The organism is Bartonella sp. AP150HLJHH (assembly GCF_042196385.1).
Lineage (GTDB): Bacteria > Pseudomonadota > Alphaproteobacteria > Rhizobiales > Rhizobiaceae > Bartonella.
Genome location: NZ_JBHIQC010000011.1, coordinates 44636 through 57922 on the forward strand (window position 1 = coordinate 44636; position 13287 = coordinate 57922).

Annotated in this window: 11 protein-coding genes and 2 tRNA genes; 8 read left to right on the forward strand and 5 right to left on the reverse strand. The window is 35.9% G+C overall.

The annotated features are described in order from the left end of the window. Positions 1–32: 32 nt before the first annotated feature. The gene (purB, locus tag ACFING_RS05990; protein ID WP_375613148.1) at positions 33–1340 is read right to left on the reverse strand and encodes an adenylosuccinate lyase; all 1308 of its coding nucleotides are present in this window, start codon (positions 1338–1340) and stop codon (positions 33–35) included. After that, positions 1340–2026, reverse strand: a complete 687-nt coding sequence (rpe, locus tag ACFING_RS05995) for a ribulose-phosphate 3-epimerase (RefSeq protein ID WP_375613084.1) — start codon at positions 2024–2026, stop codon at positions 1340–1342. Before rpe ends, purB begins: the two co-directional genes overlap by 1 nt. Positions 2027–2172: 146 nt before the next feature. Between rpe and ACFING_RS06000 the strand changes: the two genes are divergently transcribed. Both ACFING_RS06000 and dksA read left to right on the forward strand, forming a co-directional pair. Further along, positions 2173–2712, forward strand: coding sequence for a flavin reductase (locus ACFING_RS06000; RefSeq protein WP_375611549.1), 540 nt, complete (start codon positions 2173–2175; stop codon positions 2710–2712). 315 nt (positions 2713–3027) lie between these two features. Then, positions 3028–3444, forward strand: coding sequence for an RNA polymerase-binding protein DksA (gene dksA, locus ACFING_RS06005; protein ID WP_015856486.1), 417 nt, complete (start codon positions 3028–3030; stop codon positions 3442–3444). A 52-nt stretch (positions 3445–3496) separates the two neighbouring features. Here the strand turns inward: dksA and ACFING_RS06010 are convergent, their stop codons facing one another. Next, complete coding sequence (locus tag ACFING_RS06010) at positions 3497–3973, reverse strand: hypothetical protein (protein ID WP_375611550.1); 477 nt, start codon at positions 3971–3973, stop codon at positions 3497–3499. A gap of 218 nt (positions 3974–4191) precedes the next feature. Here ACFING_RS06010 and ACFING_RS06015 point away from each other — a divergent pair, with 218 nt between their 5' ends. Continuing rightward, positions 4192–6726 carry a response regulator gene (locus ACFING_RS06015; RefSeq protein WP_375630179.1) on the forward strand — a complete coding sequence of 845 codons (2535 nt, stop codon included), beginning with the start codon at positions 4192–4194 and terminating at the stop codon, positions 6724–6726. A 282-nt stretch (positions 6727–7008) separates the two neighbouring features. Here the strand turns inward: ACFING_RS06015 and purN are convergent, their stop codons facing one another. Next, complete coding sequence (purN, locus tag ACFING_RS06020; RefSeq protein ID WP_375630180.1) at positions 7009–7620, reverse strand: phosphoribosylglycinamide formyltransferase; 612 nt, start codon at positions 7618–7620, stop codon at positions 7009–7011. Next, a complete protein-coding gene (purM, locus tag ACFING_RS06025) occupies positions 7617–8726 on the reverse strand; it encodes a phosphoribosylformylglycinamidine cyclo-ligase (protein ID WP_375630181.1) in 1110 nt (369 codons plus the stop codon). The genes purN and purM overlap by 4 nt, the downstream gene beginning before the upstream one ends. Positions 8727–8884: 158 nt before the next feature. On the opposite strand from purM, the gene ACFING_RS06030 reads away from it, so the two are divergent. The 5 genes from ACFING_RS06030 (at position 8885) to ACFING_RS06050 (ending at position 12082) form a co-directional block, all read left to right on the forward strand. Further along, entirely contained in the window at positions 8885–10096 is a 1212-nt protein-coding gene (locus tag ACFING_RS06030) for an AI-2E family transporter (protein ID WP_375630182.1), read from the forward strand. After that, positions 10093–10782: a DnaA regulatory inactivator HdaA gene (hdaA, locus tag ACFING_RS06035; protein WP_375630183.1), complete on the forward strand. Its 690-nt coding sequence runs from the start codon at positions 10093–10095 to the stop codon at positions 10780–10782. Before ACFING_RS06030 ends, hdaA begins: the two co-directional genes overlap by 4 nt. Before the next feature lie 712 nt (positions 10783–11494). Further along, positions 11495–11571, forward strand: a tRNA-Pro gene (locus ACFING_RS06040). 89 nt (positions 11572–11660) lie between these two features. Then, on the forward strand, positions 11661–11966 hold the full coding sequence (locus tag ACFING_RS06045) for an ETC complex I subunit (RefSeq protein WP_375611556.1): 306 nt from the start codon (positions 11661–11663) through the stop codon (positions 11964–11966). Positions 11967–12005: 39 nt separating this feature from the next. After that, positions 12006–12082 (forward strand) — tRNA-Arg (locus tag ACFING_RS06050). Positions 12083–13287: the final 1205 nt, after the last annotated feature.

Here is a 13287-nt window from a genome sequence, read left to right on the forward strand (position 1 = left end):
AGGTTGAATGGATTTTGGTTTTCTATGTCGCTTTATTGTTCTTCAAAAACACGTTTAAAAATCGTATTGATATGTTTGGTGTGGTAAGAAAGATCAAATTTTTCGCGAAGTTCTTCTTCACTTAAAGCTTTGGTAACATCTTTGTCGTTGAGGAGTTCTTCTAAAAAATCTTTTCCTTGTTCCCAAACTTTCATCGCATTTCGTTGTACAATCCGATAAGAATCTTCACGACTAATCCCTGCTTGTGTGAGTGCTAAAAGAACCCGTTGTGAGTGAACAAGACCGCGGAATTTATTGAGATTTTTTTGCATATTTTCTGGATAGACAATGAGATTTTCAATGACAGATGTGAGGCGAGAAAGAGCAAAATCAAGTGTAATAGTCGCATCTGGAGCAATATAACGCTCAACAGATGAATGGGAAATATCACGTTCATGCCAAAGAGCTACATTTTCCATGGCTGGGAGTGCAAATGCACGTACCATACGGGCTAATCCAGTTAAATTTTCTGTTAAAACTGGATTACGTTTATGAGGCATTGCCGATGAACCTTTTTGCCCAGGTGAGAAATGTTCCTCTGCTTCAAGAACTTCTGTTCGTTGTAAGTGGCGTATTTCTATTGCTAGCCTTTCAATAGAGGAAGCAATAACACCAAGTGTTGCAAAAAACATAGCATGACGATCTCTTGGTATTACTTGGGTGGAAACCGGTTCAGTACGCATCTTCAAGGCTTTTGCTACATGTTCTTCAACGCGTGGATCGATATTAGCAAAAGTTCCTACAGCTCCTGAAATCGCGCAAGTAGAAATTTCTTCTCGTGCAGCAAGAAGACGTTTGCGACAACGGGAAAATTCAGCGTATGCAAGAGCAAACTTGATTCCAAATGTTGTCGGTTCAGCATGAATGCCATGACTCCGCCCAATGGTGATTGTCTCTTTATGCTCAAAAGCACGTCTTTTTAATGCTTCAAGAAGTTGATCTATATCCTCTAGCAAAATATCACTCGCACGCATCAATTGAATGTTCAGCGTTGTATCGAGAACATCAGATGATGTCATGCCTTGGTGGATAAAACGTGCCTCTGGTCCAATGAATTCAGCTAGGTGGGTTAGAAATGCGATAACATCATGTTTGGTAATTGCTTCAATTTCATCAATGCGATTGACATCAAATTTAGCTGCTGCCCCTTTTTCCCAAATGACTTTGGCGGCTTCTTTCGGAATAATCCCTAAGTGAGCAAGGGCATCACAGGCATGGGCTTCAATTTCAAACCAAATACGATATTTTGTTTCGGGAGACCAAATTGTTACCATTGCAGGGCGGGAATAACGTGCGATCATCATTTTTTTCCTTGTTGTGAGAGGATTGCGGCTTGGCGCAATGCACTAATACGTGTTTTGTAAAGCTCTTTATTTCCATCTTTATAAATTGCAGAGCCTGCGACAAATACATTTGCACCAGCTTTTGCAGCTATCCCAATTGTATCAACGGTGATACCACCATCAACTTCAAGATCAATAGGGCGGTTTGCAATCATGTTTTTAACGCGCTTAATTTTATTTTTTATTTCTGGAATAAAACTTTGTCCACCAAAACCGGGATTGACCGTCATGATGAGAATGAGATCTAATTGATCAAGCAAATATTCAAGTACATGTTCAGGGGTGCTTGGATTGAGTGCGATTCCTGCTTTTTTCCCCATTTTTTTGATTGTTTGTAATGAACGATGAAGATGTGGACCTGCTTCAGCATGAATAGTTATAATATCTGAACCTGCTTTTGCAAAAGCTTCTAAATAAGGGTCTACTGGTGCGATCATCAGGTGGACATCAAATATTGCTTTTGTTAATGGGCGTAGAGCTTTGACGATTTCAGGACCAAAGGTGATGTTAGGAACAAAGTGCCCATCCATAATATCAAGATGAAGCCAATCTGCACCAGCATCAACAACATCTAACATTTCTTGTCCAAGTTTAGAAAAATCAGAAGCCAAGAGAGAAGGCGAAATGAGATGAAAATGAGGCATTAAAATCTCCTTAGATTGGCAGTTTTTATCATATCGCTGTGTATACACAAATATTTTTTGTGTTATGACGGAAAAGAAAAAATATGTATTATAGGTCTTTTTATGGAAAGATTGCTTGAAATTTTAAAGCTTTATAAGTGAAAGATATGTCGAATCATAAAACATATTTGATGCCTGAACTTCAACATAAACATACTATTGCGGTTTCTTCTCAAGAATATCGAGATGCCATGAGTCTTTTTGCAGGAGCTGTGCATATTGTGACAACAAATGGTATTAAGGGAAGACGTGGGGTGACTGTTTCGGCGTGTTGTTCTTTATCTGATGATCCTCCAACCCTTCTTGTTTGTCTCATGCGCCATAATTTAAAGAATCAGGTGTTTATGGAGAATGGAAATTTTTGTGTTAATAGCTTGGCAGGAAAACATCGCTCATTAGCGGATGTTTTTTCGAGGCGTTGCAATTCTACACAAAATGAGCGTTTTGATGTTGCTCAATGGGGAGCTTTGCAAACGGGGGCGCCTAGTCTTTCAGACGCTCTAGCGTCGTTTGATTGTCGTTTGATTTGTTGGCACGAACACGCAACCCATTGTGTTTTGATTGGTGAGGTTGTTGCAATCAACTGTAATAAAGAAAAAGATGCTTTGATGTATTTGAAACGTGAATATCACACTTTGCCTTTATAAAGATTTTATTTTTTTGCATTGATGAAATGATTTATTGTTGCTTCATTTAGATTTTAAACAATGTAGAGAGTAGGGGAGGGATGGCTCTGATATCTGATATTAGATTTCCTTCTTTTTAAAGTTTTTCAATAAGCGAAAAAAATGATTCTGGATGAGATTTGATCAAGAATTCAATCTACATAAAAAAGCGATCAAACCTAAACAGTGCATTTAGATATATTCGTCGATTATTATGAAAAAACATTTTACTCTTGTGTTGATGGGTATTGCACAATATATAGACCGCACATAGCATATGTGGAGGTTTTTTATTGCATGAGCGAAGAGATTGATGGTCAATATCGCCCTAGTGAAGATGAGCCTTTTATGAATGAGCGGCAAAAGGCGTATTTTCGTGCTAAATTGGTTTCTTGGAAGAATGATATATTAAAAGAAGCTCGTGAGACTTTGGAAAATTTGCAGGAAGAGAATGTTGGTCAGCCCGATTTGACTGATCGGGCTTCTTGTGAAACTGATCGTACAATCGAATTACGTGCTCGTGATCGTCAGAGGAAACTTATTTCAAAAATAGATGCTGCTTTAGAGCGCATTGATAATGGGACATACGGTTTTTGTGAAGAAACCGGCGAACCCATTAGTATCAAGCGTCTTGAGGCTCGGCCGATAGCCGTTTTGTCATTGGAAGCGCAAGAACGTCACGAACGACGTGAAAGAGTTTATCGCGATGATTAAGGTTATTGAGATGATAAACAAACGAAATTCGTGGTGATGAAATTGTATATTTTTATTTTTGAGGGGTAGGAATGAATAAAGATGGTTCTTGCCGCCCCTCAATTTCGGCGGTGATGGCTGAATCTTTTACCGCTTGATTCGTAAAAGGAGAGGGACTTTTATCCGATACATCGTTTCTTTCTGGAGGGGCGGAATTTAGATGTGTGTGTGTTTCTCTTTTTTGTATTTTTGATGTACCAGTAATATCGGATTCTACAACCACATCTGTTAATCCGCCAATAAGGAGCAAATGTTCTTTATTATCGCAACGGACTAAAACAAGGCGGCGTGCTCGATCTATAGAAATTACTTCACATAATGCTAATCGTGATAGACTTTTTTTTCTATTAATGCTGTATCTTCCTGTACTTAAGCGACGTAAAAACACGATAATTACGGTAATAGCTGCGATTGTTATTATAAAAAGCAAAAAGCTTATCGTTATGTTTGCAGCAGATACACCTATCTGCTCTGATAACCAGATATACATAGATTTTCTCCCATTTTGGATGGAAATATTATTTTTTATTGAGATAAATTTATAAACATACCCTCAAAAGGTTCACTTATAATGTAAGAAATAAACTTTTGAATATTAAGCGAGCTTATCTTAGATAATATCATAGTATATACTTTATAACAACATAACAACGAATATAAAGGAAGTTTTGTGACATAAGAAATAGCTATAAGCTAAGGCAAAGAGAGATGGATAAAGATTTTGAGAATAATGAAAGATCAGCGTCTTCGTTTCATCGGAGAGTTGTGATTTTTGGTGTTGTTTTTGTATTAGGTTTTCTTTTCATTGTGGGTATTTTAGGTTTTTTTTATCCACAAAACTATTTGCAACAGGCGATATCAATATCTTTTTTGATTCTAGCAATGATCGGTGTTGCAACACTCGTTTTGTGTGGAATGGGAATTTTAAGATATCATGTGTGGTCGCATGAAGATTTTGATTTTAGCATCTTTAATAGGAGCGATGATGCAATTGTAATCTCTGATCTTTCTGGTTTTGTTTATTATTCTAATCAAAACTATCGAAAAATTCTGACCTATAAGCCTGAAGTGTCTTGTTATAGGGTTATTGCGGATCTTCCAGGAGCTGGTGCACTCTCGTACCGCTTAAAGGTTGCAGCCTGTAATAATCTTGCAGCGCAAGAGGAATTGAGAGTAGAACAACCAATTTTTACCGATTCTACACCAAAAAAATCTGTTTGGTATAATATTTCCGTTCAACCTATCACAAAACAGAAAAAAAAGCTTTTATTTTGGCGTATTACTGATATTTCGCACTTACAACAAACGCGAGAAGTTTTTTTCTCGAACCTTCAAGAGGCTATCAATCACTTGGATCAAGCTTCTATTGGTTTTGTATCCGTTAATAGACAAGGAACTATTCTTTATGCCAATGCGACTTTTGCCGAATGGTTTTCAATTGATTTAGCGAATTTCTCAATTGGTCAATATAATTTTGATTCGTTATTTGATAGCGTTGGCGCTAAGAGCTCATGGAGTGATATCTGTTTACAAACCAACAGATATCAAAGTTCAGGTTACTTTTTACCTTATAGGTTTTCGTTATGTTTAAATTCACACACGACTTGTGAGAAAATATTCCATTGTCTTATATCTGTTTCTTCTCTCTTAGAAGAGGAAGCCATTTATCGTGTTGTGATCATTCCACAACAAATACAAAAAGAAGAGGATGATCAATTAAAATTACCCAGTATATTAGGAGAATATTTTGATGCGAGTCCTTTTGCAATAGCCGTGGTGGATCATGCAGGGCAATTGGTTCATATGAATAAAGCTTTTTCATCACTCACGGGATGTATGGACAAAGCTGTCAATTTTTATGATGTTATTTCTCGTCGTGATTGTGTGCAGTTAGAGCGTTCTTTTCAGAGAATTGCGACAAATAAAAATTATTTTGTTTCTCTAGAAACTGTTTTAGAAAAAAATGAAGAATGCCATTTACGGCTCCATATTATGTCTGTACCGCCCTATCACGGTGATGCATTGCAAGATTTGCTTATTATCTCTGTGATTGAAACAACCGAACAAAAAACTCTTGAAGATAAAATGATGCAAAGTCAGAAGATGCAAGCTGTAGGACAATTGGCTGGCGGCATTGCTCATGATTTTAATAATGTTTTAACAGCAATTTTAATGTCGTGTGATCTTCTTTTAAATACGCATCGTAGTTCTGATCCTGCTCATGCTGATCTGATCAATATTAAAAACAATGCTAATCGTGCAGCTGCTCTTGTCCAGCAATTATTAGCTTTTTCTAGAAAGCAAACACTTCGACCTGAAGAAGTCGATTTTACTGAATTTTTATCAGATATCCGCAATCTTATTTTACCACTTTTGGGGAATAATATTCAGTTAAAAATTATCCATGGAAGAGATTTGTGGAGCGTTGAAGTTGATCAAGCATCTTTTCAGCGTGTTATTATGAATTTGGTTATTAATGCGCGTGATGCCATGTTAGATGGAGGTATTGTTACGATTGCAACAAATAATATTACAAAGCAACAAAGTGCTGAATTTAATCATCTTGGATTAGCAATTGGCGAGTATGTGCAATTGACTATTTCAGATACAGGGGCTGGTATATCTGCTGCTATACAAGAAAAAATGTTTGAGCCATTTTTTACAACAAAAGAAGTTGGAAAAGGAACAGGACTTGGTTTATCAATGGTTTATGGAATTATCAAGCAGAGCGGTGCGTATATTTATTGTGAAAGTAAAGAAGGTGAAGGAGCAACATTTCATATTTTTCTTCCCCGTTATATCCCCAATATAAAAGGAGAAATTTCTCAAAAGATTGAAAAAGATGAAGAGAAAGATAAAAATATAGACTTAACAGGATCTGCGACTGTTTTATTGGTTGAAGATGAAGATGCGGTCAGAATGGGGGGGGTAAGAGCTCTTCAAATGAGAGGATATACGGTTTTAGAGGCAGCAAGTGGGGCGGAAGCACTCTCTATTCTTGAGGAACAAAAAGGAGATGTTGATATTATTGTTTCCGATGTGGTGATGCCAGAAATGGATGGGCCCACTTTATTGAAGGAAGTCCGTAAAAACTATCCTGGTATCAAATTTCTTTTCGTTTCTGGATATGCAAAAGATGCTTTTGCTAAAAATCTTCCACAAGATGCTGTTTTTGGTTTTTTATCTAAACCTTTTACACTCAAACAGTTAGCTGTAACAGTTAAAGAAACACTTTCATCATGAGAAAAAATTTATGCAATAGAAAAATTGCGTATTTTAAGATTTTTTAGGCTAAAGACGAGAGCATTTTGATAAATAGAGCTTATGATAATGTCATAGAACTAAATAAAGAAGAAGAATTTTGAAAATGAAATAAAATTCAAAAAATCACATGTTTTGTGCAAAAATTTATGAAGAGATGGGCTCTATTATGTCAACATTTCATAGAGATTTTCAATTGTAGATACTGAGCAGAAACTATGTGTAAAGCATTGAAATATGCTGATTAATAGATTGTTGATACACTCAAAAAGATAAAAGCTGTTGTTGCGTATCTATCATTTTGCTCTTTCCTTCAATAAATGCTTTTAAAGCTTCAGGGTAGAGTTTATGTTCTACTTTAAGAACTCTCTGTGCTAAACACTCAACGGTATCATGGATACAGACGGGGACGGCTGCTTGGGCGAGGATTTTTCCTGCATCCATGTCTTCTGTAACAAGGTGAACAGTGCAACCCGTGATTTTTACACCTGCTTGTAAAGCTTTTTCATGTGTGTTTAAGCCTTTAAATGAAGGCAAAAGAGAAGGATGAATGTTTAAAATCCGTCCTTCGTAAAGTTTTACGAAACGCGATGAGATAAGGCGCATATACCCTGCAAAGCAAAGAAAATCGGGCTTATATTGATCTAAAATCGTAAAAATATCTTCTTCATGCTCTTCTTTTGTTTTGTAGATTTTACGATCAACAATATGAATGGGTAAGTTATAGTTTTGGGCCTTTTCAATACCATTTGCATGCGGATTATCGCAAATAACAGCGACAATTTCAGCAGGATATTCTTTTTGTTGGCTTGCTTGAGCAAGGGCGACCATATTGGACCCATTACCAGAAATAAAAACGACAATTTTTTGTTTCATAAATTCAGTACTCCTTGATAAAGTATCCCTTTATTTTGATCTTGGCGTTTTGTTAAAATGCCAAGTGGAGTCACCGTTTCTCTTTTTTTTTCAAGCGCTTGCGTAATCGTTTCAGCTGCATGCTGTGCTACGATAATGATCATGCCAATACCACAATTAAATGTTCTTAACATTTCTGTTTCTTCTATTTTACCTTGTTTGGCAATCCATGAAAATACTGCTGGAACATTGATGCTAGAAAGATTAATTTCAGCGCAGAGAGAGGATGGAAGGACACGTGGAATATTTTCAGGAAAACCTCCACCCGTAATATGAGCAAGAGCTTTAATCCCTTCATATTTTCGCATGATGGGAAGAAGCGATTTTACATAAATGCGTGTTGGTGTAAGAAGTGCTATACCAAGGCTGCTTTCGGGGGAAAAAGGGGCAGGGTCATTCCATTTGAGATAATTTTGCTGGATGATTCGTCGAACAAGCGAAAAGCCATTGGAATGAATTCCAGAGGCGCTTAGACCTAATATAATATCACCTTCTGTCAAATCTTTTGAAGGGAGTAGCTTGCTACGTTCGCATGCTCCAACAGCAAAACCAGCTAGATCATAATCTCCCTCTGCATACATTCCTGGCATTTCTGCAGTTTCTCCTCCAATAAGGGCAGCACCGGCTTGTTTACATCCTTCTGCAATACCGGAAACAATCGCAGCTCCTTGTTCAGGGTCAAGCTTTCCAGTTGCAAAATAATCCAGAAAAAAGAGAGGTTCAGCCCCTTGTACGAGTAAATCATTGACACACATAGCTACAAGATCAATACCTACAGTGTTATGGTGACCTACTTCAATGGCAATTTTTAATTTTGTTCCCACACCATCATTGGCTGCTACTAGGATAGGATCCGTAAAGCCTGCTGCTTTTAAATCAAAAAGTCCACCAAAACCGCCAATTTCTGCATCTGTTCCGGCTCGTTTTGTTGCGCGTATAAAGGGTTTAATTTTTTCTACCATGGCATTACCCATATCGATGTTTACACCGGCTTTTGCGTAGGTAAGACCAGCTTTGGATTTATCCCCAGCCTTGGATTTATTATTTGTAAGATCTTGATTGCTCATTGGAGCCTTCCTTTAATGGAAAATCAGGTTTTGATATTATGCAATGCCATGATAGAGTTCTCTCTGCAAGAGATATTGATAAGAAAATAAGCAACTTTTCTTGTACCTTATTTTGAAGTTGTTTATAATTTTTTGTGAAGAATTTTTTAGGATATTTTATGAGCAAGATATCAGATAATCACGGACAGTCCTCTTGGCAGCTTATGAGAAAGAAAGTGAGTGAGAATACATCTCGTGATCGTTATAAGACTTATGTGCCAGCGTATACTCAATTACCTTTGCCGAATAATATGAAAAGACAAATCTTTTTTTGGCTTGGTACGCTGATTTTTTTCATTCTTTTTATGTTTGTTTTTGGATCAATTTTGCTTCCTTTTGTGGCAGGGATTGTGTTGGCTTATTTTCTCAATCCCATTGTTCAATTACTTGAAAAATTTGGTATTCGTCGTGTGTTTGGGACTGTCCTTATCACCCTATTTATTGTTATTACCTTTGTTGCTGCTTTAATTATTTTGATTCCTGTTATTAGTTGGCAAATACAGCAATTTATGAGTGATGGTTTACCTGTTTACATTAATCGTATTCAAACCTTTTTTGTTGAGCATGATTTTGATTGGTTAAGGCGCTATTTTGGAAGTGATCCAAATGAATTACGGAATAATATTAAAGGATTTTTGGGAGAAGGTTCGGATTTTATCACGTCTCTTTTGAATTCACTTTTAAAGTCAGGAAAATCAATCGTTAATATCGTTAGCCTATTTGTTGTGGCACCTGTGGTGGCATTTTATATGTTATTAGATTGGCCACGTATGGTAACAGCAATCGATTCGTTAATACCACGTGATCATCTTGAAACCGTCCGTAGTATTTTTCATGAAATGGATAGAGCTATTGCAGGCTTTGTTCGTGGACAAGGAACAGTTTGTCTCATATTGGGAGGCTATTATGCTATTGGTTTAACGATTGCAGGACTCAATTTTAGTCTTTTGATTGGTATGTTTATTGGTCTTATTAGCTTTGTTCCTTATATCGGCACAATGAGTGGTTTGGTCCTTTCTGTTGGTATTGCATGGGTCCAGTTTTATCCCAATAATTGGGGGGGAATCATTGTTGTGATGGCACTTTTTTTAATTGGTCAATTTATTGAAGGTTATATTCTTCAACCCAAGCTTGTAGGTTCATCAGTGGGATTACATCCCGTATGGTTGATGTTTTCACTTTTTGCTTTTTCTTCACTCTTTGGTTTTACTGGTATGCTTGTTGCTGTTCCTGCGGCAGCGGCTGTTGGCGTTTTAGTTCGTTTTGCTCTTCATACTTATCTGAGTTCTCAGATGTATTCGCGAAGCGGAAATTCGGAGCCGCTAAAATGAATGGGCGTGAAACGCAATTATCTTTAAATTTTCCTTATGATCCGATTTTTCAATTTGAGGATTTAGTGGTAACGGAAAGCAATCGTATGGCTTTTCAGCTTATTGATCACTGGCCCAATTGGAGCTTACCTATTGCAGTTTTGGTTGGTAAAGAAGGATCTGGAAAAACGCATTTTTCTAATATATGGCTCCAAAAAGCAGATGCTTTCAGGATTCAGCACAATGAACTTGATCAGGCTGTTACTATGGCTTCTTTAGGCAGATCATTTTTAATAGAGGATATTGATACAGGTGAAATCAATGAGACAGAACTTTTTCATTTAATTAACAGTATTAAGCAAGCAAATCTTGATGCACGACAAGCTACTTTATTGATGACGGCACGAACACTTCCTTCCGCTTGGAATTTAACGTTAAATGATCTAAAAAGTCGTCTTAATTCGGTGATGTTCGTTGAAATTAATCAGCCTGATGATGCATTGTTAACAGCTGTTGCTTTTAAGCTTTTTTCCGATAGGCAACTTATTGTACATCCAGATACGGTTTATTATCTTGTAAGCCGTTGTGAACGTTCTTTATTTTCATTGAAGCGTGTTATTGATTCTGTTGATCAGTTGGCATTACAAAGAAAAAGAAAAATAACACGTGCTGTTATTGCTGAAGTTTTAAATAGAAGAAAACCGTAAATACTCCTTATCATGGCTTACTTATTCTGTTTTTCTATTATCGTTTCAATATGTGAAAAGACAAGTCATTTAAATTTTCTTCTTTTGGGATATCTATATAAGAGTAAAAAATAGTGTTTTTTTACTCTTGTCGTATTTTTATTTTAAATAGCTTTGAGATTTTATTGTATGATGTTGAATTCTTACCATCTTCGCATTTGAAAATTTTTCTAAAAAGAGCGCTTTATTTTATTTATAATAAAACCTTTGTGCTTTGAAAAAATGTTTGTTGTTTATGGATTTGGATTGTAGAAGATTCTAGAATTTTTAATAAAAGAGTCTTTGGGAAGATAGAAAAAGAGGGGAAAAAAGCTTAATACAGCTGAATTCTTTGGCTTATGTTCTCTTTGGGAAAATTTATCTATGATATTTAAGTCGTTTTTTTCTAAAACTGTATCTGTGAAATGCGTTTTGATACAGTGAGAGCTTGCTTAAAACAGGATAAAAATTATGAAGTCCTTATAGAGAAATTCATTCTTTTTTAATATAGATTGGATTTTTTACGGAGGTTATTTTCTACTATTTGTCAATAAATTTGTTATTGAGTAGGGGAAAAAATTAAAAAATGTGCTTTTTTGTAAAGAAATGCAACAAAATTTAAAAAAAGTGTGTTTTTCTCTTGCACTTCTGTTGTGAAAATTTTAGGAAATGTGCATCAAGTAAATGTAAATGGCGGAGCGTAGCGCAGCTTGGTAGCGCACCTGATTTGGGATCAGGGGGTCGTAGGTTCGAATCCTATCGCTCCGACCATATTTGATTGAGTGTGTGAGAATGACCCAATTGGGTACGTGTGGTGAGAAACTATCATCCAAGCGTTGTGTAATCTGAAGGAAAAAGGCATGATCGCACGTATTTATAGTCCTGCTAAGACAGCTATGCAGTCAGGTAAGGGGAATACAGGTTTTTGGATTCTAGAGTATGAGCCAATGAAAGCAAAAATGCTTGAACCTCTTATGGGCTATACGGCAACGTCTGATATGAATAATCAGGTAAAGATTCGATTTAATAGGAAGGAAGAAGCGATTGCTTTTGCACGTAAGAATGCTATCTCTTACCGTGTAGAAAAGAAACATACATCGATTCGACGTGCTATTTCTTATTCTGATAATTTTCGCAGTGATCGGCAGCATTCTTGGACACATTGAATTGAAGATGCTATTTTGAATTGAGAAAATAATCAGTTGGGTCCCGTAGCTCAGCTGGATAGAGCAACGGCCTTCTAAGCCGTGGGTCACAGGTTCGAATCCTGTCGGGATCACCATGTTTAAATGATATTTATAGGCTATAAAAAGTTAGAGAGTTTTCCTTTTATTCTATTAGCTTATTTTTCTGTATAATCCCGAACCTTTTTGATGTTTTTTGGTTTATTTTGTTGCTACACGTTTTCTGTTGACTGTTTTAGTATAAAATGATGCTGTTTTCTCTTTTTTCAGTAAAAATTGCTTTTGATTGCTGAAACTTTAGCATTGCATATTCTTGCCGCATGTTGCTACTATATCACATGCTTTAGGAAACAGATTACAAAAACTCTTTTTTATGAGCTTCTTTTCATCTTTCTGAAAATTAATATTTTATTTCTTGGATTAGATTTAAGCATTGCGGTTAATGCTGGTGAAATTGCCAAAAAACATCTATTGTGATTTTTTTATTTTTTATGAATAATATTATTACGTTTTTTAGCATGATCTTTGGTAAGATCGATTTTGATTAGATACAAGGCATGATGGATTCGATTTAGAACAGTTTATGAAACATTGAAGAATAAAAACGATATCTGTTTATGATGAGAATTTACAGATGGCACAAGAGGTGGAAAATATCTTCTTGTCTTGGAAGCTGTGATTCATAACGAATTACTTCTTTATAGTTTTTTCGTATAAAAAGATGTTATATGTGCCGTCCAGATAAGATATTGTTTTTTTCAATGAGAGACACTTGCGGACAATTTGATTTAACATGATTGTCACTGTTTCTCAGGTAGGGTTATAGGTTTCATCAATGTTTAGGTTTTCTTAGTCTTATAGGTTTAAGAATGTATACTGTATATTTATATGAATGAAGATAGATTGTATCTTAGAGTTAAACTTTTAGATTTCATATTTACATTTTCAAATGTTTTTTCTTATTTCTTTATAGTTTGTACATCATGTGAAAAGTAGTTTAATATTGGATAACAATCACATTAAAATGTTATGCAGATGAGCTCTGAAGATCTAAACTCACACGGTTCAAGGTGATCATTATTTCAATAGGAATACAGTGTGAGGAGAATGCCATTTTACAGGCTTTGTTTTAAGAGATATCTCTTAAAGCTCACTTCACGCTGGCGCTCATAAATGGTATATAAAAAGCAAGTAAAATAAAATAGTTATGTCTAATATGGGGGAATAGGTGAATCTTGATTCTATTGAGTTTTTTGCCTCTATCCCTCATCTTTTTGAAGCTTTTTTATCGCCTCTATAGCTA